The organism is Pseudomonas sp. Irchel s3a12 (assembly GCF_900187485.1).
In the GTDB taxonomy this organism is placed as follows: Bacteria; Pseudomonadota; Gammaproteobacteria; order Pseudomonadales; family Pseudomonadaceae; genus Aquipseudomonas; species Aquipseudomonas neuropathica.
Window position 1 is genome coordinate 89,974 of the sequence record NZ_FYDN01000012.1, and the last position, 22,771, is coordinate 112,744.

The following is a 22,771-nucleotide window of genomic DNA, read 5'->3' on the forward strand; positions in this document are numbered from 1 at the left end:
ACTACGAATCGGCTGACGGGCCTGCCTAAAAACGGTAGCTCACCGAAGTCCCGAGCCCGCTCGCACTGTTCTTGTATTGGGCACTGTAGGCACCTCTCGATGTCGAGGTGTCGTTGACCTCGACGCTCTCCTCCCAAAGGTAGGAATAAGCCAGGTCGATCGTGACATTTTCCACGGGCGTCCAGCCGGCCCCGAAGCTGAGCACCTTGCGGTCGCCCGTCGGAATCCGCGGCCCCCGATTGGTGTTGTTAGCCGGTGACTGATCAACCGAGAAACCGGCGCGCAGCACCCACTGGTTATTCAATTGATAGGCTGCACCGATCGCGTGAGCCCAAGTGTCATGCCAGTTCTGCTCTTCGCTGATCTTGCCCAATTGGCCGCTCAGCAATGGCGGCAAACCACTGTTCTCGATCGTCAGCTCCTTGAAGCGGCTCCAGCGCGTCCAGGTACTGCCCACATAAAGCGTCCAGTCGTTATTGATTTGATGCGTGACCGAAAAGTCCACCGACTCCGGCGTGTCCACGTCCAGCGACGCGTCATAGTTGCGACCGCTGACGCCCAGCACGCTGAAGATGCCATCGGTGACCTTGGTTTTCGCATCCAGGTGGTAACTGACCTTGGAATGGTAGGTCAGGCCCAGGCGGGTCTGGTCTGTCGCCTGCACCAGCACACCGGCGTTGAAGCCCAGCGCGGTGTCATCGCCGGTGCTTTTCAGCTTGCCGTCATTACGCCCCGGGCTGAGTGGATTGGGGACCATGCCCGATATCTCGCCGCTGATACGGTTAATGGTCGGGCCGAAGCCGATCGAGACTTTTTCGTTAAAGGCGTAACTGATGGTCGGCTGGAAAGTCAGCGTGGTGACTTCGCTCTTGTTGGCGTAATAGCGCCCGGCAAAACCACGGCCGTAGTCGGTGATCAGCCCGAACGGTACATAAAATCCGACGCCGAATGCCCAGTGGTCATCGATGGGTTTGACGTAATACCCCATCGGTACGGTGGTCGTCGGCACCATGTCGCCATCTTCATTGCCGCCGAACGTACTGCGCGTCCGGCTGATATCCGACTTGGCGAACAGTGTCGCCGCGCCCACGCTGACCTGCTCCCGTTTAAGCCGCGCCATGCCCGCCGGGTTGCCGTAGATCGTGCTGGCGTCTTCAGCTGAAGAGGAGCGCCCGGCAAAACCCGAGCCCATCCCGCTGATGCTTTGTTCGTTGAGTGCAAAGCCACCGGCAAACACATTGGAAGACGCAAGCACGAAGGCCAGGCCCACGGGCCTCTTGAGCATTGTTTTTTTCATTATTGGACTCTATGGAGATCACTGGAATAGAACATCGAGCACTACAGCGAAGCCATATTATCCATGTGACCGATTCAGTCAATGGTCACATAAGACTAAATTCAATGCCCTCCCAGCACTGATGTGCCGGTGGGCAGGAAACGTAATGAGGGGATGTCGTTTGACTCGAATCGCCTGAAAACCTTGCTCAGCGATGGGTCAAGGCATGAGGCTGCGCAGGATGAGATTGGTGGTCAGCGTGGGCGCTTGCTCGATCAAATCCAGATTGTGCTGCAACAGCAACGGGTTGACGAAAGGTCGCAACGCCAGATTGATCGCCTCGACGGTCTCGTCCAGCGGGGTCTTGCGCTCGAACTCCCCCGCTTCTCGACCTTGACGCACGATGTCGAGGATAAAGCCCTTGATCTGCGCTTCGTACACCTGGGCGCTGTTCCAGCGCTCTGATGCGGAAAACGCCGCGATGTCGTAGAGCTTGCGATCGTTGAAGAACAGATCCACACCCGTGGCGATCACGGTTTTGACCAACCTGCGCAAACGCTCGGTGGCTGAAAGCGCTTCTGCGTTAACCGCTTGTTCGACGGCTGCAGCGATTTGGCCCAGGCAGTTGCCGCAAATGGCCTCGCCAATCGCCTGCTTGGAATCAAAGAATTTATAGATGTACGCCTTGGAAAAACCGATGGCCTTGGCCAGGTCGGAAACCGTGGTTTTACCGTAGCCATATTGGCTGAAATGCTCGTTGGCCGCGGCGACAATCTGGTCACGAATGTCGTGTTCGGCGGGGCCACGAGTGCTCGGCGAGGAGGCAGATAGGGATGGCTGATTCATGGGGGCAGCTTACTCACCCTATGAATGACTGACAACTCGCCGAGCATTGTTGAACGTGTTACACCACGGCGGCTTCAATCGTCCTGGAACGCCACGCAAATCCCAACACCATCAGCAGCCCCAGGCCCGCCATCGCCGCGCCGGCCAGGGAGATCGCCGGATAACCCAGCCCGCTGCTGATCACCGCGCCGCCCAGCGCCGCGCCAATCGCATTGCCGAAGTTGAAGGCGCCGATGTTCACCGCCGAGGCCAGATTGGGCGCGTCCTTGGCTGCCTCCATTACACGCATCTGTAGCGGTGGCACCAGAGCGAAGCTGGCGATACCCCAGATCAGGATGGCCACGGCGGCCGGCAGCGGCCAGCGCATCAGTACGGTGAACGCCAACAAGACCAGAATCAGCACGCTCAGCGAGACGATCAGGGTGCGATCGATCGAGCGGTCAGCGGCCTTGCCGCCCCACATGTTGCCCAGCGTCAACCCGACACCGTAAAGCATCAGCATGGCGGTGATGTAAGCAGTGGACGCATGGGTCTCGCTGCTGAGGATCGGTGCGATGTAAGTGAAGACGGTAAACATCGCGCTCGAGCCGACGACGGTCAGGGCCAGCGCGGCGAGCACCGGGCCGCGCCCCAATACCCGAATTTCCGCCATGACACCGACGCTTTGCGGCGCCCGCACGTTGGGCAAAGCGAACCACAACGCAGCCATGGTCAGCACGCCCAGGCCGGTAATGCCCCAGAAAGCCGTGCGCCAACCAAACATTTCGCCAAACCAGGCAGCCAGCGGCACACCGCCGATGGTCGCCAACGTCAGGCCCATGAACATCGCCGCAACCGCCCCGGCACGTTTCTCCGGGGCGACCAGGGTGGCGGCGACGACGGAGCCAACGCCAAAAAACGCACCGTGGTTCAGTGAGGTGACCACCCTGGCGACCATGAGGCTGTAGTAATCGGTGGCCAACGCTGACATCAGATTACCGAGGGTAAAAATCGCCATGAGCCCGATCAGCAGATAGCGTCGGGGAATCTTGCCGGTGGTCAGGGTCATCAGCGGTGCGCCGAGCAATACGCCCAGCGCATAAGCACTGACCAGCAAACCGGCAGCGGGAATGGAAACGCCCAGATCCGCAGCGATACCCGGCAACATGCCCATGGGGGCGAATTCTGTTACGCCGATGCCGAAGGCACCGATGGCGAGTGCAACAAGTGGTGGATTGATACGCATGGAAAGCTCCTTATCTATGCCGCCAATGCTACGATCCCGTCTTTTCAGGCGGTAGATAGCATTTTTGGCAATCACCTTTGCGTAGGAGGCACAAGTGGATTTCAACGGCAGATCAGGTGAAATGAGCGTATTCACCACCGTCGCGCAGGAAGGCAGCCTGTCGGCCGCCGCGCGTGCACTGGGTCTGACACCGTCGGCCGTCAGTCGGATCATCGCGCGCACCGAGCAACGGCTTGGCACCCGCCTGCTGTTGCGCACCACCCGAGCGATCACCTTCACGGCCGAGGGCGAAGCGTTCCTGCGCGGCGCCCGACGAATCCTCGCCGACATGGATGAAGTCGAAGAAGCCATCGCCGATCAAGGCGTGCCCAAGGGGCGACTGCGGGTCAGTGCCGCCCTTGGCCATGGACGGCTGGCCATCGTTCCCTTGATCGCAGCCTTCAGCGCCCGTTACCCGAACATCGTCGTCGACCTCAACCTCGGCGACGAAGTGGTCGACATTCTTGGCGGGCAAGCCGACGTCGCGGTGCGCTTCGGCCATCTGCCCGACAGCCCGCTGACCGCACGCAGGATCGGCACCACCGGCCAGGTCGTGGTGGCATCGCCGAAGTATCTGCAACGCCACGGCATCCCTCAGGAACCGGAAGACCTGCTCCAACACAACTGCCTGCGCTTCAATTTCAAGCGTGCCGAACCCAACTGGCCATTTATCCGCGATAGCAAAGCGTTTGCCCTGAAGGTCAGCGGCAACATCGAATGCAGCAGTGGTGAAGCGCTGGCGCAATTCGCGCGAATGGGCGCCGGCATTGCCCGTATCGGGGAGTTCAGCGTGAGTGAGGATCTGCAGCGCGGCAAACTGATTGCGCTGCTGGAAGCGTGGAACCCGGGGGACCAAGAACCGATTCATGCGGTATTCGTCGGTGGCGCGGCAATGCCGGCGCGGGTGCGGTTGTTCGTGGACTTCTTGGTGGAACATCATCGGATGTCAGCCGAGACTTAAGCTGATATTTGCGGATATTCGTGATGTTGAATTCAACACATGTCGGCCTGGAGAGCGTGGATCAACTTAAATACCCTATCGCTCCCAGAGACTCAATCAAACGCACCAATGCCGGCTTGTCGGCTGGTTTTTCGCCGATGCAACACACATCTGGGTCGCTGAGAGAGCACCAAACCGACACCGGATCGCCTACCTTCAGCCCGTATGAGGCTTTACGCAGAGTTGCAGTTGACCAAGCGTCAATGGTTTCGTTGAGAGACTTGTGAAACCGCTTCCCGTTGGCGCTATAACTGAAGCTCATGAACTGCGCTCCAATCCACGTCCCCTCACTCCCCAGAAACGTTACGTAGCCTTGTACCACTTGCCCCACAGGTACATCGCCAGCGCTCATCAATTATCTCCTGAGAATGTGCCCGACATGCCGGGACGACGCGATCATCCATGTTCCGCTGCCAACATTGACCTGAACTGAGCAATGCTCTCTGAAGATAGCCCGGCATCTTCAAACACTGCGCAGGTGAAGCTGACGGGGCGGTGCCTGGAGCAGTACAGCCAATCCACCCTGCGAACGAAACTGCCCCATAGCAGGAGCAAAAAACCTGACGTCGATCCCGTAAAACGGGGAAAGCATACTCTCAGTCCGCAAACCGGGTGTCAGTTTCAAACCCACGCGAGCCATCAGCCAGGATCCTCCATGAATGCCCGTAAGATATGACGACAACAAACAGACATCAAGGGCAGCTTCGGGCCGTTTTCAGTCGCTCAGTGAACGCTAAATTGCCATTCCCCCTCCAGTGCCCCCAGACAGGAACCTGACCCAGTCATTTCAATGGGGCAGAGCTGATCAACGCCTTCGGCTCCAAATACGCACTGATCCCCCACCTGCCCATTTCGCGCCCAAGGCCTGAATGCTTGAATCCACCGAAGGGCGCACGTGATTCGTGGGCCAGGGTGTTGATGAGCACGCGCCCCGCATCGATCTGACGAGCGACGTTCATACAACGTTCCGAGCTTTTTCCCAGCACCAGGGCGCTCAGCCCATAGTCCGTATCGTTGGCAATGCTGATCGCATCGGCATCACCCTCGTAGGGAATGATTGTCAGCACGGGGCCGAAGATTTCCTCACGCGCGATGCGCATCCGGTTGTTGGCATCAGTGAAGATCGTGGGCTTCACGAACCATCCGGCATGCAAGCCTTGCGGGCGACCTTCGCCACCCGCCAGCAACCTCGCGCCTTCTTCCTGGCCGGTACGGATGTAGCGCTGCACCCGTTCCCATTGTTTCTGGCTCACCATCGGACCGATGTCGGTGTCGGTGTTACGCGGATCGCCCGATCGGATCTGTGAGACGCCCTCCTTCGCAATGCGCTCGAACTCTGCCAGCCGGCGGCGCGGCACGAGGATGCGAGTGCCTGCGATGCAAGCCTGGCCGCTGTTGAGAAATCCGGCTTGCAGCACCAGCGGCATGACTGCCTGGAAATCCGCATCGTCAAGTACGACGGTGGGCGACTTGCCGCCGAGTTCAAGCGTCACGCGCTTCATGGTGTCAGCACCGGTTTTTACCAGGTGTCGCCCGATAGCGGACGAGCCCGTGAACGAGATCTTGGCGACATCGGGATGTCGCGCGATTTCCTCACCGACCACATCGCCTCGCCCGTTGACGATGTTGAATACACCCGGTGGCAGCCCCGCTTCGTGCAACGCACTGACCACGACCTGCGTCTGCAATGCGCTCATCTCGCTAGGCTTGATGACGGCGGTGCAGCCTGCTGCCAGCGCGGTGGCCAGCTTGTTGCAGATGAAGCCTGCATTGCTGTTCCAGGGCGTGATCAGACCGGTCACGCCCACCGGCGTCAGAATGACCCTGGCCATGCCGACCTGTTCCTCGAAATCGAATGCCTCCAGTGCATCGATTGCCTGCGCGATCACCTCGGCCGGATAAGTCGCCATCCAGCGCCCGCGAACCGCAGGTGCGCCGTACTCCACGAGGATGGCTTCCAGCAGCTCCTCCTCCCTTGCCGCCATGGCCCGGTGCATGCGGTGCAGTGCCGCAATGCGCTCCTCCCGGCTGGTACGGGCCCACGCCGGGAACGCAACCTTGGCGGCTGCGATCGCACGCTGTGCGTCCAGTGCGTCGCCCAGCCGAACCTGGCCGATGACTTCCTCGGTACTCGGGTTATGAAGATCAAACCATTCCTGACCGTGTGGAAGGACGAACTCGCCGTTGATGTAGATATGTTCAATGCGTTGCATGGCGACTCCTCGCTCAAAAACGGCTCGCCTGAATCGAGCCTCTGTGAAGGAGTCTAAGAAGGGTTCATTATTCCGATAAGCCATCCTTTGGCTGATGAAGCATCCTTATATTCAGGACAATCCATGCACAGAACAGCAATGACCGAGCTGGAAGTGGTACTGGCCGTGGCGCGCCGCAGCAGTTTTCGCGGCGCAGCACAGGAGTTGGGCATGTCCACCACCGCCGTGAGCAGCGCGGTGGCCGGCCTGGAAGCTCGCCTGAAAGTGCGCCTGTTCAATCGCTCCACGCGCAGCGTTGCCCTCACCGACATCGGCCAACGCTATGTGGCACGCATCGCACCTGCGTTGGCACAGATCAAAAGTGCCGGCGAGGAAGCCAGCGCCGGCCCCGATGAACCCAGCGGCACATTGCGCATCAATGCACCGCATGGCGCGGCCTACCTGCTGTTGGATCCGCTATTGAAGCAGTACGCTCAGCGCTATCCCGATGTGCGCATCGACATCGTCAGCGAATCAAGCATGGTCGACATCATCGCCGGTGGCTTCGACGCCGGGATTCGTCTGGCAGAGTCTGTGCCGCAAGACATGATTGCCGTGGCACTCTCAGGTGACATCCGCATGCTTGTGGTGGCCACGCCCGAGTACCTCGAACGCCAAGGCGTGCCCGAGCATCCGCGAGATCTGCTCACCCACCGGAGCATCGGCATGCGCATGGCCCATGGTGGCCTCTACCAGTGGGAATTGGAGTGCGATGGCCAAAAACTGCAGATGGATCTGCCGGTGTGCTTCGCGTCCAACGAGTTGCTGGCCATCAAACAGGCCGTAGTGTCGGGCCTCGGCATTGGGTTCATTTCCGAGTGGTTCATCCAGGAAGAACTGGCGAGCGGCGCCCTGGTGCCGGTGTTGCTGCCGTGGTGCCCGTCGTTTGGCGGGTTGAGGCTCTACTACTCGGGCCATCGCTTCGTGCCGGCGCGATTGCGCGCACTGATTGAACTGGCGCAGGAGTTACGGCCCACTGTGGTTTGATCTGGGCTGAGTTGGAAATAGTTGACCTTTACCGGCAGCCACTAATGTTTAGCTTTAACAGTTGCACTTTAAACTTATTGAGGTGCGACAATCTCACATCCCCGTCGAGAACTCAGGAGGATATTTGATTGCAGTTCGTATCGTACGCAAGGCGTCATCGTATTGGCAAAGAACATGCAAAACCCAATCGGTACGTGCGCGGATGCGCATATCATTTTCATCTGAAGGGCACTCACTGTTAAACATTGATTCAACGTTTCTAATAATCAGTTGCTCAGGCAAATACAGGATCCGGCTATTTTTATAGCTTGAAGCACGTAACTCTGTAATTGGGTAGGCTCCCCCAAGTCCAGCCGAAACGCCAACTAGAAGCGCGGGTTTATGTCCTAGTTCGCTGAATCCTGCGTACAAAAAAAAGTTCTTCAGGGCCGGGCAAGCCATGCCATTCCACTCTGGGCTAATCACGATCAATGCTGTTGCTTTTTTGAGGGTGGATTGCTGGGCACTCCAGGCTTTCTGAGTGTCTTCTTCTGGCCACAGCGGTAGCGGACTCGACGCCAGATCTATTAGTTCGCTTGAGTCACAAAGCTCAAGTGCTTCTAACCGCTCGCGCAGATAATGCGCAACTTTGATTGATTGACTGTTGGATCTATTCGATCCAGACAGCAGAACGATATGACGACTCATTGTGCGACCTTCTGTTTAGCTTCACTTACCTTGGGTGCCGTGCGATGGGAGCGAACGATTGGCCAGAACAATTCTTCTTTCCAGCTTATCGGTGACAAGTGTTCGATACCGTATGCTGGCGGACGCCTACGGGTAATTTTGGCTGTTCCGAACAACACATCCCATAAAAATAACAGGTTACCGAAATTACCTTTGTAGTGAGTCACGCCATCCTCTGCAGTCAAACCGTGATGCGCAGAATGAGTGGATGGAGTGGAGATGGTTCGCTCAAGAACCCAGATGATCGGCCGTAAAGCGCGAATGCGATAGAGTTTGTCGTCCCACGCAACATTGCTGTGTGCGGCGAAGATCACAGTCATTTTTATAATCAGATAAACATAATAAACGGGTGCGAGCCCCAGATAAATCAACACGCCTGATAGCCAGATGCCCGGCATCAAGAGATAGTAGAAACTATTGTTGCGGTAGACGATGCGAATACTCATATAGGGCGCGGAATGATGTGCGCGATGCAATGCATAAAGAGCAGGGATACGATGCGTCAGGCGATGCCACCAATATTGGGTCATGTCATCCAGCAGTAGAAACAACGCAAATCCTGCGATCCATGGAATAGAGGTCAGTGCGCCCTTCATTTCCGGGATGGCGTGATTTAATATCAGACCACTTAGCCACATGACTAAAGGAAATGTGACCATCACTAATATACCGGAGCCGACGACTTCAATGAGCACGTCACGTTTACTACCTGACGACTGACGAAGCGAGGAACAGGCAAGTTCCAGTAAAATGAAGGAGAGGAAAATCCCGGCTACTATCACAGCGGGGTTATTGACGAGCATTGTTGTATTCATGGCACTCTCGATTTAGGCCCTTGCGGGCAATGCCCTTTCATTAGAAACCTGCGAGCAAGTCCTCCCAATGCGCGAAATGGACAAAATTGAGCTAGAACCGGCCAACCGCCCCCCCCAACGCTTTCATCGCGGCAGGCTGGGCCAGGTATTGGAGCGCTTCCTTGATAGCCAGGTTGCCCGGAAAAGTACGGATTACAACCTGATCGAACTGGATCAACTGTGGCGCGAAGCGGCACGTATCGATCCGGCGATCGGATTAAAATTGTTCGCGCTATTCACACCCCAGGACTGGCATGTCTTGGCTTATCTTTGCCTGTACAGTCCAGATATTTTGTCAGCCATGCACCTTTGGGCCCGGTACGCACCTCTTGCCTCGGACACAGACAATGTCAGGTTGGTTAATGACGAAAACGGCGTCGGAGTCGAATTGAACGTTGATGCGCCAGGAGAGTTGGCGCGGTATGTCGTCGAACACTACGGGGTTATGTCCATAGCGCAGTTACGACGAGGTACAGGACACAATGTGCAGCCGATTTTGGCAAAGTTCACTCATTCGCGTCCGTCGTATTACAAGCAATACACCGAATGGTTTGGTGATCGAGTCGAGTTTGATTGCTCGATCAACTGCTTCTATTTTCATGCTCGAAGCTTAAGCCTGCCAATGCAAACCCGTCATCACGGGATGTTGGAATTATTAACGCAGGAGCTGGATCGACGGATCGCCGCGCATCGGAACTTCAGCGGTTGGTCAGCCAAGGTTGCTGAAGGAGCGCGACGATCTCTAGCGAGACGTGAAACTCCCAATCTGGACAATCTGGCGAAGTCGCTGCACCAGACGCCAAGGACCTTGCGCAGACGGCTGGAAGAGCAAGGTACAACCTTCAGACAATTGCTCGATCAGATTCGCGCAGAATTGGAAATGCATCTTGAATTGCAGGGAGAGTCATTAACGGAGATTGCAGCTCAACTAGGTTACAGCGATTTGACGGCGTATCTACACGCCCGAAGCCGATGGCGTGACATGAAATAAGGTGGCAGCCCGAATTTTTCGTAACGGCAGTGCGACCTCAAAAATTCGCCTCATCACGCGCGAGTGATTTTCGTGCAGTTTCAACCCTGCGCCAAGCGGGCATCAAACTTCGTATTGTTCACCCCCTCCACCTCTCAACATCGGCATGATTCAAGCCAGAGATTCCAACTTGTCGTCACAGACGGCAGAGCGCCTGAGCTCCAGGATCGTGCGTTCATGCACTGCGCCCCACTCTCGCATCGCACTCACCAATGGCGCGAGTGAGTCACCTAACGCTGTAAGCGAATACTCAACTTTGGGTGGCACCTCGCGATAGATTTCGCGATGAATCACCCCGTCAGTCTCCAGTTCTCTGAGCTGAAGTGTGAGCATCCTCTGCGTGATATCTGGAATTAGCCGACGCAGCTCGTTGAAGCGCTTCGTGCCCGACATCAGGTGAAAAAGCATGAGCGATTTCCATTTTCCACCAATGACATCAACAGTGAAGGCGACGGGACACGCGAAAGCCTCAATCTCATCCTGAGGGTTACATTTTTTCACTGTTATCACCTTGGTATAAAAAGTGTGCCTACCGCACAAAATTGTGCGTACTTACGTCGATGTGCTGCAAAAGTTAGCATGATTCCATGTTCACCACGATGGAATCTGCCAGATGAGTTTGTTGTTATCACCCTATGAAATTAAGGGCCTCACCCTGAAAAACCGGGTCGTCATGTCCCCTATGTGCATGCACATGGCGGCGGATGATGGCTTCGTGACCGACTGGCACCGCGTTCATTACGGCGCTCGTGCCCTGGGTCAGGCAGCACTGATTTTTCCCGAAACGCTGGCCATTCAGGCTGACGGTCGTATTGGAGCCGGTGACCTTGGCATCTGGAGCGATGAGCACGTTGTTGGCTTGAAGGCGCTAACAGAATTGCTTCACGGTTTTGGTGCAAAAGCCGGCGCTCAGATCGGCCATGCGGGGCGCAATGCTGACCTGCCCGGTCTGATTCACATCGCGCCATCGGCGATTCCATTTACGCAAACCAGCCCTGTTCCTCGCGAACTCGCGGCTGATGAGATTCCGGCTCTGGTAAAGCTTTACGGCGATGCCGCACGTCGCGCCAGCGAAGCGGGCTTCGATGTGCTTGAGATCCATGCCGCGCACGGCTACTTGTTAAGTGAGTTTCTCTCGCCGCTGGCTAACACCCGCGACGACGAGTATGGCGGTGATGCCAAGCGTCGTTATCGCTTCCTGCGCGAGGTACTGGAAGAGGTTAAAACTCATTGGGGGGATCGCCCTCTATTCGTTCGCATCTCCAGCTCTGATTACGCCGAAGGCGGAAACACGCCCGAATCGTTTCTCGAATATGGTCGCTGGATGAAAGCGCAGGGCGTTGACTTGATCGACTGCAGTTCCGGCGGGATCAAGATGGTCAAGGTCGAGACCTATCCGGGTTACCAGGTGCCGGCCGCTGAATTACTGCGTAAGGAATTGCATATTGCGACAGGCGCTGTGGGGGTGATCCAGAGTGGGCGTCAGGCAGAAGAAATCTTGCAGAACGGCCGAGCTGATCTGGTGTTTGTCGGGCGGCAAATGCTCCGAGATCCATTCTGGGTTCGCACCGCTGCAGATGATCTTAAGGAAATCATCGAGATTCCTACCGCCTACACACGTTATGGATCTGTCTGGCTTGATACCAAAGCCTGATGCCTTTGTTGCACTAATCCTATGAAGCAGGAGCAAGCACATGAGCAAACCGACTTACGTTGAAGAATACCAAGCCATTACCGAGGTGCTTAACAAGTACATTGAGGGCTGCAAGCAGGCCAAAAGCAGCATCATGAAGCCGGCTTTCAGTGAGCAAGCGACCATGTTCAGCGTCGATGGCGACGGTAAGCTGGCTGGGGGTGCGATTTCAATACTGTTCGAAGGGATCGACAAGGGTTTCCGCCCTTCTCCTGACGCACCAGCAGCTATCGTCCGCGTCGAAGTCGTCGGTACGGCGGCTAGTGCTCGCATCGACGCCAACGACATGTCAGGCATCTCTTTCACCGACTTTTTTCATCTGCTGAAAGTTGATGGCAAGTGGACTGTGATTAGCAAGATTTTTCAAACTCATGTAGGGCCTTGATGGAATGGTCGTCCGACGGCCCCTGCTTATCGTTGACATCGGAATCTGAGCCTAGCCCGGCTCAGACTCTGGTGGCGAATAAGCTGCGATGAGCGAGAAAAAAGGCGCCAAATTGGCGCCTCAACGTTATCAAGCGACTTTGATCACAACCTTCCCAAACGCTCCCCTCGCGAGATGTTCGTAAGCTTCTCGTGCTTTCTCGAACGGATAAACCTGATCGATCACGGGACGGATTTCGTGCTCGTTGAGGAACGCGTTCATCCGGTCGAATGATGAACGCGGCGCCACGGCGATTCCGCGAATGGTCGTCTGGCGGAAAATAAGTGGCATCAGATTGAGCTCAACGGTTTGTCCAGTGAGAAAGCCGATCTGTGCAATGCGCCCCGATGCTTTGGTTGCTGCGACCGATTGATTGATGCCGCTGCCACCGGCCACATCGAGTAGCAGATCCACACCCTTGCCGTCGGTTAATTTCAGCACTTCGTCCGCCCACTTCGGGGTGGTTCTGTAGTTGATGCCAGCCACGGCTCCCAGTCCCGTCACAGTTTGCAGATTCTGGTCGCTGCTCGACGTTGCAATGACCTTCGCACCAAGTGCACTAGCAATCTGCACGGCAAATATCGATACACCTCCAGTGCCCTGAACCAATACGGTTTGGCCCGGCTGGATTTGTCCAAAGTCCACCAGCGAATACCAGGCTGTGAGCGCAGCAATGGGCAGTGTTGCCGCCTCTTCGTCGCTCATGTTGTCGGGGGCACCGACGGCACTGTCTTCATGGATGATCATGTATTCGGCCAGACCGCCGGGCAACGGCGAACCGAAGCAGTAATCGGGTTCGTTCGGCCCTGGCTCGCCATCCAGCCAACGGGAGTAAAGGTGGGAGTTGACGCGATCACCGACTTTAAAGCGCGTGACGTTGTCACCAATCGCAACTACCGTGCCGGCAGCATCGCTCACTGGAATCAGCGGCTTGGGCACCATGTGCGGTTCATAAATGCCGTCGACGATAGCCTTGTCGCGAAAGTTGAGCGAGACAGCGCCGACCTTCACCAGTAACTCGCCAGCCTTGGGTTGCGGGGTCGCAACCTCTCCCAATTGCAGGTTGTCGAGTCCGAAATCTTTCAATAACCAAGCTTTCATTGCCAGTCTCCAATTACACATCAATGGCCACGAACCAGAGCCGGTTCCGCCTTGGGTGCATTTTTCGCTGCTGAAGGCGCGCAATAAATGCGTGGAAAAAGACATGATTGTTCTATTCTTGGATAACAATCATGTTCAACCTTTGATTCATTCGGGTTCACAGGAAAGCGTCATGGAATTGCTTCAATCGATGCGCCTGTTCGCCAGGCTTGCCGAACTTGGCAGCTTTACCAAAGCTGCCGAATCGCTAGACATCGGGCGACCTCAGGTCACTCGATATATCCAGGAGCTGGAAACGTCATTGGGCGTGCGCTTGTTCCAGCGCACCACGAGAAAGGTCGCACTCACCGCCGAGGGCGAGAGATTCTATGAACGGGTACAGGAAATTCTGGCGGGTATTGCTGCTGCGACCTCAATGTTCGATCGATCAGGAGCAACGCTCACAGGCCGGCTGCGCGTCGATATCCCGAGCGCCTTCGCGCAGATGAAATTCATCAATAGCCTTAAAGAATTCACCGTCTGCTACCCCAGTATCAACATGGTTCTGGGCGTGACTGATCGGGCCGTCGACTTGATCGGCGAAGGCGTCGACTGTGCGTTGCGTATCGGCGATCTACCTGATTCGACGTTGATCGCTCGCCCTGTCGCGATGGCGACGATGGTGACGTGTGCCGCGCCCGGGTATTTGAACGAACATGGCGAACCCAAGACACTTGACGATCTGGCCTCCCATCGAGGCGTCAACTTCTTGTCCGGTCAGAGCAACAGAACATTGCCCTGGCATTTTTCGGTAAAAGGTCGGGATCGATCCTTTGTGCCTGACGCCGGCATCACCGTCACCGAGTCGAATGCGTACGTTCAGTGTGGCGTGTCTGGCTTCGGAATAATTCAGGCGCCCGGGATCGCCGTGGCCGAGCATTTGGAAAGTCGCGGTTTGGTGGAGATTCTAAAACCCTATCGGCCAGCCCCTCGCCCGGTGTCGTTGCTATACCCGAGCCGGACTCATCTGGCGCCCCAGGTTCAAGCTTTTATTGAGTGGCTGCAAGAGCGCTTTCCGTACCTTCATTCTGACTGGCTGGAACTCTAGCGATCAAGCTGTGTAAACGGTGGTTACAGGGCGGAACCGGTCCTTTGCAAACGTCCGTTCCTGCCCAATTCACATAACCCCCTTATGTAACCCGAAAACACGCCGATACCGTGCTGCAGCACGGAAGCACCGCAGCAGCACTTACTTCATGGACGGCAGGAGCCCGAACAATGTTGGAATACCTCTGGCGCAGCATCCACTCCCCGGACTACTTGCCCAACGTACTGGACTGGATGCTCCATATTCTCCTCAGCCCGTTCATGGTGATCATGTGCCTGATGGTCGGGGCGCTGGCCGGTAAATGGTGGAGAGCACTGCCCTACGGCAGCCTGACTTGTTATGTGGTCTTTCTGAGCCGGTCTTCTTTCTATCGGTGGGAAAGCATTTTCCCCATAGCCGGCCTGCCTGCGCTGGCGATCGATGGCGCGCTGTTGGCGCTCCTCGGTTTTTACTTGAAAGGCCTACTCAGAACCCGTTCTGAAGCAAAACCCGAAGGCCATTGGCTGCGCAGGCTTTATCAAGGCCTTAAGGTCGTCATGCTGACAATCATGGTGTTGTTCTGGGGACTCGTCGTGCTGTTTGTCGTGGTCTTCACTGTCTCGGTCGCGACCCAACCGTCATTGGTGCACTGAGCAGCTTCCTACGTGATCAGACAAATCGGGACCCAGCTTAGCCGGAAACGGCGTCCGAATGAGCTGTCGCCTCGACAAGATGAACCTCCGTTGCATTGCGCCCCGCCAGCCAGGCCAACACCGACGCGACAACCAACACCGCGGCGCTAAGCTCGAACGTAGCTTTATAACCACTCAGATCAAAAGCCAGACCACCAATGATCGCGCCGCCGGCGATCGCCAGTTGGACAATCGCCACCAGCAAGCCACCTCCAGCCTCCGCATCATCCGGCAGTGTTTGCGCCAGCCATGTCCACCAGCCGACCGGCGCGGCGGTAGCAACCAGTCCCCAGAGTCCGAGCAATACGGCGGTGAGTACCGGTGATTTGCCGAAGCTGACCAACGCCAGCGCGATGGCCGCCATGATCAGCGGGATGATGGTCAGCGTGCGATAGAGGCCGCGCCCCATGAACCGTTCGATCAAAAAAGTGCCGATAAAACCGGCCAGTCCCAACCCCAGCAGCATCAAGGACAACGTCGAGACACTGACGCCCGTCACGCCTTCAAGGAAGGGACGCAGGTAGGTGAACAGCATGAACTGGCCCATGAAAAAGACGCTGACGGCGACCATGCCCAAGGCCACTGGCAATTGCTTCATCAGCCGCAGGACGTTGCCGCTACCGGCCTGGCGTTCGGCCTTAAAGGACGGCAGGCTGATCAGCAGCCACACGGCGGCCAGCACTGCTACCGGAACCACACAGAAGAATGCGCCGCGCCAGCCGATCAGCGAGCCAAGAAAGCTCCCCGCCGGAGCGGCGATGACTGTGGCCAGCGCGTTACCGCCATTGACGATGGCCAGCGCTCGCGAAACCTGTTCAGGCTTCACCAAACGTATTGCAGTCGCCGCCGACAGCGACCAGAAACCACCAATCGCGATCCCGATCAACGCACGTCCAAACATGAATGAAGGGTAACCCGGCGCGACCGCGACGATCGTACCGGAGACGATCATCAGCAAGGTCAGGCCCAACAGCAGCTTCTTGCGTTCGACGCGCGCGGCGACCGAGGCAATCAACAGACTGGTGATCAAGGCAAAGGCACCGGACACGGAAATCCCCTGTCCGGCCTGGCCTTCAGTGATGTGCAGGTCAGCCGCAATCGGCGTCAGCAGACTGACGGGCATGAATTCTGAAGCGACCAAAGCGAATGCGGCCAGCGACATGGCCAGCACAGCGCTCCAGCCGCCTGTTCTTTTAGAAGGATCTGTAGAAGGAAACGTCATGGGAACTACCTGTGGTGCGAAAAACCTGTGGGTGTGATGCGCAGGGGCAAGCAGTTTGACGCCCATCCGGGCACTGCCCCTGTAACAGATAGACACATTCTCCCGGTCAATCCGGCCCTTCCCTAGCGCATTCCTCTTGAATGCTTGCCTGATCCTCTGGCGATGCAGGGTGATGGATAGGAAACGTCTCGCGCGCGGATTAGAGTTCAGTCAACAGGAGTGACCCGACATGATCCCAACCCTTCTGCCCGAGGAATCGCCTTTGGCGTTGCACATTGACCCGCGCGTGAGTGCGCCGGGTGACTTCGCCACGGCCATACCCGGACTGTCGCTGTTTCGTCGCGACCAGCCAGCGCCGCCCGTGGTGTGCATGATCGAACCCAGCCTGATTCTCGTCGGTCGCGGCGAAAAACGTTTGTGGGTCGGTGGTGAAGGCTACAGCTATGACCCTTCACGGTTTCTGGTGACTTCGCTGGATCTGCCCGCCAACTCCGAAGTGATGCTTGCCAGCCCCGAGCGGCCCTGTGTCGGCCTCGTACTGAAGCTGGATGTCAGCATGCTCGCTGAGGTCATCACCAAGAGCGGCTTGCCGGCCAAGCGGCAGCCAGCAACGGGCACGGGCGCCGCGATTGGCAGTCTGTCGTCTGCCCTGGAAGGCGCACTCGATCGCCTGCTGGCATTGCTTGATGAACCCGAGGCGATCCCCGTGCTGGCGCCGCTGATTCTGCGCGAAATCCACTATCGGCTGCTGCACACCGATCAAGGCGCACGGCTGCGGCAGATCACGGCCGTCGATGGCCAGGGTTACCGCATTGCCAAGGCCATCGACTGGCTCAAGGTCAACTACACCGATGCCCTGCGCATCGACGATCTGGCCGCGCGGGTGCAGATGAGCGCGCCGACCTTTCACCATCATTTCCGCCAGCTCACCGGCATGAGTCCGTTGCAGTACCAGAAATGGCTGCGGCTGAACGAGGCCCGCCGGCTGATGCTGGTCGAGCGCCTCGACGTTTCGCGGGCGGCGTTTGCGGTTGGCTATGAAAGTCCTTCGCAGTTCAGCCGCGAATATGCCCGGCTGTTCGGCACCGCGCCGAGTCGTGACATCGCCCTTCTGCGCGGTCAGCCATTCGAGGCAGAAGCGCTCGGCACAGTCGCGAATTGAACGAAAACCGGTGATGCGCCTCGCCGCGCGTCACCGCTCATAACAATGCACGTCAACCGATGATCAGCGGGTGAATCATGGAACTACGAATCAACCAGAAGACCTATCAGGTCGATGCCGACGCCGATACGCCCTTGCTCTGGGTGATCCGCGATGATCTGGGCATGACCGGGACCAAGTACGGCTGCGGACTGGCGCAATGTGGCGCCTGCTCGGTGCTGGTGGATGGCAACGTCGTGCGCTCGTGCGTCACGCCGGTGGCGGGTGTCGTCGGTCGCGAGGTCACCACGATTGAGGCGATCGAAAGCGATGACGTGGGCAAACGGGTGGTCTCGACCTGGGTCGATCTGCAAGTCGCGCAGTGCGGTTACTGCCAGTCCGGGCAAGTGATGGCCGCCACTGCGCTGCTCAAACAAAACCCTAAACCGAGTGATGCGCAGATCGAGGCAGCGATGGTCAATCTGTGCCGCTGCGGTACTTACAACGCGATTCATGCAGCCGTGCATGAACTGGCCGGCAAGGGAGAAGCGTGATGAACGTTCGTATCGACCCTTCACAGCAAGCCTCGGTATTGGATCTGCACGAACCGATCAATGTTTCGCGCAGACGTTTTCTCACCGGCACCGCCGTCGGCGCTCTGGTTCTCGGATTCGGTCTGCCGCTGGGTGCGACACGCGTGCAAGCTGCCGTTGCAACGGCGACGGCTGAGCGCGGCACGCAGGTCCCGGCGTTTCTCGAGATCCGTCCGGACAATCGCGTGCGTTTGCTCTGCCCGTTCATGGAAGGCGGACAAGGCACTTTCACGGCAATGGCGCAGATTGTCGGTGAAGAACTGGATGCCGACCCGGCGACCTTCCTGGTCGAAGCGGCGCCGCCCGGCGAAGCCTATGTGGTGTTGGAAAACGGCATGCGCATCACCGGCGGCAGCATGTCGGTGCGCATGAGTTACCCGGTGATGCGCCGCCTCGGCGCCCTTGCCCGCGCCATGTTATTGCAGGCGGGCGCGCAGCAACTTGGCGTGCCGGTAAGTGAATTGACCACCGAGCCAGGCAAAGTCGTGCACGCCAAGTCGGGCCGCTCGCTGGCTTACGGTGAACTGGCCGAGCGCGCGATGGATCTGCCGGTTCCCGATCCGGCCTCCGTGAAGCTGCGTGATCCGAGCCAGTTCCGCTGGATCGGCAAACCGGTGAAGCGCCTCGATGCCTACGACAAGTCCACCGGCAAGGCGCTCTACAGCATCGATCTGAAGGTCGACGACATGCTCCATGCCGCCGTGCAACATGCCCCGCGCCTGGGCATGACGGTCGGCACTTTGCGCAACGAAGAGCAGGTCAAGGCAATGAAAGGCGTGCATTCCGTGCATCGTCTGCCGGGTGCCGTGGCGGTAGTCGCCGAGCGCTGGTGGCACGCCAAACGTGCTGTCGAGGCGATCCAGGTCAACTGGCAAGAGCCAACGGCCGACAGCAAAGTGCGGCCGATGCCCGCCGACTTTTCCAGCGTTGCCTGGTTCAAGCGCCTCGCGGAAGATAAAGGCCCGGCCAAAGATGATGAACATGAAGGCGACGTGGCGGCGATTCTCAAGGAAACCAAGACCCGGATCGACGCCACTTACCACAACCAATACCTGAACCACGGGCAGTTGGAGCCGCCGTCGGCACTGGCGCGATTCAACCCGGACGGTTCGCTGGAAGTCTGGTTGCCGAATCAGGCGCCGGACATGTTCCGTGCGGACATCGCCAAACGCACGGGCCTCGATATTTCGCGCATCACCTTGCATTCGCCGCTGCTGGGCGGGTTCTTTGGCCGGCATTTCCTCTACGATTCGGCCAGTCCCTATCCGCAGGCGATCGCGCTGGCGCAAGCGGTTGGCCGCCCGGTCAAACTGATCTGGAGTCGCGAAGAAGAGTTCCTGCGTGACGTGCTTCGTCCCGTTGCCGCAGTGAATTTCCGTGCCGCACTGGACAGCGACGGCTGGCCGCTGGCAATCGAAGCGATCAGTGCCACCGAAGGCCCGACCGAAGCCCTCGCCGGCAAGCAGGGTGAGAAGCTTGATCCGACGGCACTTGAAGGCTTGTCCGGCAAGTCCTACGCGATCCCTAACAAGCGCATCGCGCAGATCTACGTCAAAGGCCCGGCCATGCTCGGTTACTGGCGTTCGGTGGGCAATTCGCTCAACGACTTCTTCTATGAATCGTTCCTCGACGAACTGGCCGACAAGGGCGGCAAAGACCCGTTCGATTTGCGCCTGCATCTGTTACGCGACAACAAGCGCTTGACCACTCTGCTGCAAGCGGTGGGTGAGCTATCCGGAGGCTGGAAGCGCGGGCCGTTTACCGCCGAGGATGGCAGCAAACGTGCGCGCGGCGTGGCCATGGCTTCGCCGTTCGGTACGGAGACCGCGGTGATCGCCGAGGTGTCCATCGAGAACGGCCAAGTCAAGGTGCACGATATCTGGCAAGCGATTGACCCGGGCAGCATCGTCAACCCAGCGATCGTCGAGGCTCAGGTCAATGGCGCCGTGGCGCTGGGGCTGTCGCAAACCCTGGTGGAAGAAGCCGTGTGGATTGATGGCAAACCCCGGGCGCGCAACTACGACTTGTATCCGATCCTGCCGCCTGCGCGGATGGCTCGGGTCCATGTGCGTGTGGTCGAGAGTGGCGAAAAAATGGGTGGCATCGGTGAACCGCCGCTGCCTGCGGTCGCGCCCGCCGTCGCTAACGCGGTGGCAAGGCTAACCGGTCAGCGGGTGCGCAGCCTGCCCATGAGCCGACACACCTTCACTTGATCAGCGCCGGAGCGTCCATGAATAACAGCCGATTCGCAAGAACCGCTGGCTGGCTGGCAGTGCCGTGCCTGGTCGCGGCAGGCCTGCTGGCCTGGTATGTCACCCGCGAGCCTGTCTCGCGCCTGGAAACCCATCAGATCGCCGTGGCCGACATCGATCCGGCACTGGTCGCCCGTGGCGAATACGTCGCCCGGCTCAGCGATTGCGTGGCCTGCCACAGCGTGCCAGGGGGCGCGCCATTCGCTGGCGGCCTGGAAATGGCCACACCGCTGGGCTCAATCCATGCGACCAATATCACCCCGGACACGGAAACCGGCATCGGCCACTACAGCCTGGCGGACTTCGACCGAGCGGTGCGCCACGGCGTGGCGCCCGACAGTCGCCGTCTGTACCCGGCGATGCCCTACCCGTCCTACGCCAAGCTCAGTGATGACGATGTGCGTGCGCTGTATGCGTTCTTCATGAAAGGCGTGGCGCCGGTGAAACAGGCGAACATCCCCAGTGCGATTCCGTTTCCACTGAACCTGCGCTGGCCGATTGCGCTGTGGAATGGCGTGTTTGTCGACGCCGAGCCTTATGCGGCGAAACCCTCGCAGGATGAACGCTGGAACCGTGGCGCTTACCTCGTTCAAGGCGCCGGGCATTGCGGCAGTTGCCACACGCCGCGCGGTTTGGCGTTCAACGAAAAGGCACTGGATGAGGCCGGTAAGCCATACCTCGCTGGCGCTTTGCTCGATGGCTGGTACGCACCGAGCCTGCGTGATGATCACAACACCGGGCTGGGCCGCTGGAGCGAACCGGAGATCGTCCAGTTCCTCAAGACCGGTCGCAACAAACATGCGGTGGTCTACGGCTCGATGACCGAAGCATTCAACAACTCCACGCAGTTCATGACCGATGACGATCTGACCGCGATTGCCCACTACCTGAAGTCCTTGCCTGGCGACCGCCAGCGCGATGGCGAGCCTTGGCAGTATCAAGCGGTTTCGGCGGCGGAGCGTCTCGACTCGCCCGGTGCTCATACCTACGTGACGCGCTGTGCTTCCTGCCATGGTCTGGACGGCAAGGGCCAGTCCGAATGGATGCCGCCGCTGGCCGGCGCGACTTCTGCACTGGCCAAGGAAAGCGCCTCGGCGATCAACATCACCCTCAATGGCTCGCAGCGTGTCGTCGCGGCTGGCGTGCCGGATGCCTATCGCATGCCGGCCTTCCGTGAACAGCTGTCGGATCAGCAGATCGCCGAAGTGCTGACCTTCATGCGCAGCACCTGGGGCAACCAAAGCACTGCGGTTGATGCGCAGACGGTGGGCAAACTGCGTGAACACACCGATCCGGCCAGCAGCAGCCCGATCATTCTGCAGATGCGCTAAGAGGAGACACTGATGGAAAGCATCGACTTGCTGGTCCTGCGCACAGCGCGGGACTGGCTTGCCGCTGGCGAGCGTGTATTGCTCGCCACGGTGGCGCGCACCTGGGGTTCTTCACCGCGTCCGACCGGTTCGATGATGGCTTTGCGTGACGATGGTCGCGTGGTGGGCAGTGTGTCCGGCGGCTGCATCGAGGACGATCTGATCCATCGCTATACCACGGCCCATGGCGGCAGCGCTTTTAGCGACAGCGCGCCGCAAGTGGTGCGCTATGGCGTCAGCGCCGATGAAGCGCATCGCTTTGGCTTGCCGTGCGGTGGCACGCTTGAACTGATCCTTGAGTTCAACCCGGCGTGGCAGTCGCTCGATGAACTGCTGACGCAACTGGACGCCGGGCAACTGGTTCGCCGTCGTCTGGCGTTGGAGTCTGGTCAGGTGATGCTCGAACCGACCGCAACGCCGGAACAGTTCAGCTTCGATGGCGTGCAGATGCTCAACACCTTGGGGCCGGGCTATCGAATGCTGATGATCGGTGCCGGCGCGCTGGCCGAGTATCTGGCGACCATGGCCTTGTTCAACGGTTTCAAGGTGGCGGTGTGCGATCCGCGTCCCGAGTACATCGAGACTTGGGCGGTAGACGGTGTGGAGCGCATTGTCGGCATGCCGGACGACGTGGTCCGCGACTTCGCGGTCGATCTGCGCACCTGCATCGTCGCCTTGAGTCATGACCCCAAACTCGACGATCTGGCCTTGCTCGAAGCGCTGCACGGCCCGGCGTTCTACATCGGTGCCATCGGCTCGCGGCGCAACAGCCAGCTGCGTCGCGAACGCCTGATCGAGCATTTTGGCGAGACCGAGGCGTCGCTTGCGCGTCTACACGGGCCGATCGGCCTCTACATCGGCAGCAAGACGCCTGCGGAAATCGCCGTCAGCGTGATGGCCGAGATTCTTGCGGCGAAGAATGGCGCCCAGCTGCCGCAAGCGTTCTCCATCGTCAGGGCCAAAGCGCTCGCTGAATGAGCCG

Annotated in this window: 22 protein-coding genes; 12 read left to right on the forward strand and 10 right to left on the reverse strand. The window is 58.5% G+C overall.

Annotation, left to right across the window (positions count from 1 at the left end):
• Positions 1 to 25: 25 nt before the first annotated feature.
• From CKW14_RS20445 to CKW14_RS20455, 3 genes are all read right to left on the reverse strand, one after another.
• On the reverse strand, positions 26 to 1,297 hold the full coding sequence (locus CKW14_RS20445; RefSeq protein WP_095125997.1) for an OmpP1/FadL family transporter: 1,272 nt from the start codon (positions 1,295 to 1,297) through the stop codon (positions 26 to 28).
• Positions 1,298 to 1,495: 198 nt separating this feature from the next.
• Positions 1,496 to 2,122: a TetR/AcrR family transcriptional regulator gene (locus CKW14_RS20450; protein WP_095125998.1), complete on the reverse strand. Its 627-nt coding sequence runs from the start codon at positions 2,120 to 2,122 to the stop codon at positions 1,496 to 1,498.
• Between the two features lie 58 nt (positions 2,123 to 2,180).
• A complete protein-coding gene (locus tag CKW14_RS20455) occupies positions 2,181 to 3,347 on the reverse strand; it encodes an MFS transporter (protein WP_095125999.1) in 1,167 nt (388 codons plus the stop codon).
• Positions 3,348 to 3,441: 94 nt separating this feature from the next.
• On the opposite strand from CKW14_RS20455, the gene CKW14_RS20460 reads away from it, so the two are divergent.
• Entirely contained in the window at positions 3,442 to 4,347 is a 906-nt protein-coding gene (locus CKW14_RS20460; RefSeq protein WP_093431533.1) for a LysR substrate-binding domain-containing protein, read from the forward strand.
• A 61-nt stretch (positions 4,348 to 4,408) separates the two neighbouring features.
• Here CKW14_RS20460 and CKW14_RS20465 read toward each other — a convergent pair whose 3' ends face one another.
• Positions 4,409 to 4,738: a hypothetical protein gene (locus CKW14_RS20465; RefSeq protein ID WP_095126000.1), complete on the reverse strand. Its 330-nt coding sequence runs from the start codon at positions 4,736 to 4,738 to the stop codon at positions 4,409 to 4,411.
• A 430-nt stretch (positions 4,739 to 5,168) separates the two neighbouring features.
• A complete protein-coding gene (locus tag CKW14_RS20475; RefSeq protein WP_095126001.1) occupies positions 5,169 to 6,599 on the reverse strand; it encodes an aldehyde dehydrogenase family protein in 1,431 nt (476 codons plus the stop codon).
• A 123-nt stretch (positions 6,600 to 6,722) separates the two neighbouring features.
• Here CKW14_RS20475 and CKW14_RS20480 point away from each other — a divergent pair, with 123 nt between their 5' ends.
• A complete protein-coding gene (locus tag CKW14_RS20480; RefSeq protein ID WP_175559576.1) occupies positions 6,723 to 7,625 on the forward strand; it encodes a LysR family transcriptional regulator in 903 nt (300 codons plus the stop codon).
• Positions 7,626 to 7,718: 93 nt separating this feature from the next.
• Here CKW14_RS20480 and CKW14_RS20485 read toward each other — a convergent pair whose 3' ends face one another.
• Positions 7,719 to 8,312 (reverse strand): NADPH-dependent FMN reductase, encoded by a 594-nt coding sequence (locus CKW14_RS20485; protein WP_095126002.1) that lies wholly within the window; start codon positions 8,310 to 8,312, stop codon positions 7,719 to 7,721.
• A complete protein-coding gene (locus CKW14_RS20490; protein WP_095126003.1) occupies positions 8,309 to 9,166 on the reverse strand; it encodes a sterol desaturase family protein in 858 nt (285 codons plus the stop codon). Before CKW14_RS20490 ends, CKW14_RS20485 begins: the two co-directional genes overlap by 4 nt.
• Before the next feature lie 67 nt (positions 9,167 to 9,233).
• Between CKW14_RS20490 and CKW14_RS20495 the strand changes: the two genes are divergently transcribed.
• Entirely contained in the window at positions 9,234 to 10,196 is a 963-nt protein-coding gene (locus CKW14_RS20495; RefSeq protein WP_095049007.1) for an AraC family transcriptional regulator ligand-binding domain-containing protein, read from the forward strand.
• Between the two features lie 150 nt (positions 10,197 to 10,346).
• On the opposite strand, the gene CKW14_RS20500 is transcribed toward CKW14_RS20495, so the two are convergent.
• On the reverse strand, positions 10,347 to 10,736 hold the full coding sequence (locus CKW14_RS20500) for a helix-turn-helix domain-containing protein (RefSeq protein WP_095126004.1): 390 nt from the start codon (positions 10,734 to 10,736) through the stop codon (positions 10,347 to 10,349).
• Between the two features lie 112 nt (positions 10,737 to 10,848).
• Between CKW14_RS20500 and namA the strand changes: the two genes are divergently transcribed.
• Positions 10,849 to 11,889, forward strand: a complete 1,041-nt coding sequence (gene namA, locus CKW14_RS20505; protein ID WP_095126005.1) for an NADPH dehydrogenase NamA — start codon at positions 10,849 to 10,851, stop codon at positions 11,887 to 11,889.
• Positions 11,890 to 11,929: 40 nt separating this feature from the next.
• Positions 11,930 to 12,313 (forward strand): nuclear transport factor 2 family protein, encoded by a 384-nt coding sequence (locus tag CKW14_RS20510; RefSeq protein WP_095126006.1) that lies wholly within the window; start codon positions 11,930 to 11,932, stop codon positions 12,311 to 12,313.
• 129 nt (positions 12,314 to 12,442) lie between these two features.
• On the opposite strand, the gene CKW14_RS20515 is transcribed toward CKW14_RS20510, so the two are convergent.
• On the reverse strand, positions 12,443 to 13,453 hold the full coding sequence (locus CKW14_RS20515; protein WP_095126007.1) for an NAD(P)-dependent alcohol dehydrogenase: 1,011 nt from the start codon (positions 13,451 to 13,453) through the stop codon (positions 12,443 to 12,445).
• Positions 13,454 to 13,625: 172 nt separating this feature from the next.
• Here CKW14_RS20515 and CKW14_RS20520 point away from each other — a divergent pair, with 172 nt between their 5' ends.
• Positions 13,626 to 14,540: a LysR family transcriptional regulator gene (locus CKW14_RS20520; RefSeq protein ID WP_095126008.1), complete on the forward strand. Its 915-nt coding sequence runs from the start codon at positions 13,626 to 13,628 to the stop codon at positions 14,538 to 14,540.
• Positions 14,541 to 14,710: 170 nt separating this feature from the next.
• Positions 14,711 to 15,172 (forward strand): hypothetical protein, encoded by a 462-nt coding sequence (locus CKW14_RS20525; protein ID WP_095126009.1) that lies wholly within the window; start codon positions 14,711 to 14,713, stop codon positions 15,170 to 15,172.
• Positions 15,173 to 15,209: 37 nt separating this feature from the next.
• Here CKW14_RS20525 and CKW14_RS20530 read toward each other — a convergent pair whose 3' ends face one another.
• Entirely contained in the window at positions 15,210 to 16,433 is a 1,224-nt protein-coding gene (locus CKW14_RS20530; RefSeq protein ID WP_095126010.1) for an MFS transporter, read from the reverse strand.
• Between the two features lie 229 nt (positions 16,434 to 16,662).
• Here CKW14_RS20530 and CKW14_RS20535 point away from each other — a divergent pair, with 229 nt between their 5' ends.
• The 5 genes from CKW14_RS20535 to CKW14_RS20555 all read left to right on the forward strand — a co-directional run bounded on the left by CKW14_RS20535 (position 16,663) and on the right by CKW14_RS20555 (position 22,767).
• Entirely contained in the window at positions 16,663 to 17,595 is a 933-nt protein-coding gene (locus CKW14_RS20535) for an AraC family transcriptional regulator (RefSeq protein ID WP_095126011.1), read from the forward strand.
• A gap of 77 nt (positions 17,596 to 17,672) precedes the next feature.
• Positions 17,673 to 18,128, forward strand: coding sequence for a (2Fe-2S)-binding protein (locus CKW14_RS20540; protein ID WP_007955170.1), 456 nt, complete (start codon positions 17,673 to 17,675; stop codon positions 18,126 to 18,128).
• On the forward strand, positions 18,128 to 20,380 hold the full coding sequence (locus CKW14_RS20545; protein WP_095126012.1) for a xanthine dehydrogenase family protein molybdopterin-binding subunit: 2,253 nt from the start codon (positions 18,128 to 18,130) through the stop codon (positions 20,378 to 20,380). The genes CKW14_RS20540 and CKW14_RS20545 overlap by 1 nt, the downstream gene beginning before the upstream one ends.
• A 17-nt stretch (positions 20,381 to 20,397) precedes the next feature.
• Positions 20,398 to 21,750, forward strand: coding sequence for a cytochrome c (locus tag CKW14_RS20550; RefSeq protein WP_095126013.1), 1,353 nt, complete (start codon positions 20,398 to 20,400; stop codon positions 21,748 to 21,750).
• A gap of 12 nt (positions 21,751 to 21,762) precedes the next feature.
• The gene (locus CKW14_RS20555) at positions 21,763 to 22,767 is read left to right on the forward strand and encodes an XdhC family protein (RefSeq protein ID WP_095126014.1); all 1,005 of its coding nucleotides are present in this window, start codon (positions 21,763 to 21,765) and stop codon (positions 22,765 to 22,767) included.
• The last annotated feature ends 4 nt before the right edge of the window (positions 22,768 to 22,771 follow it).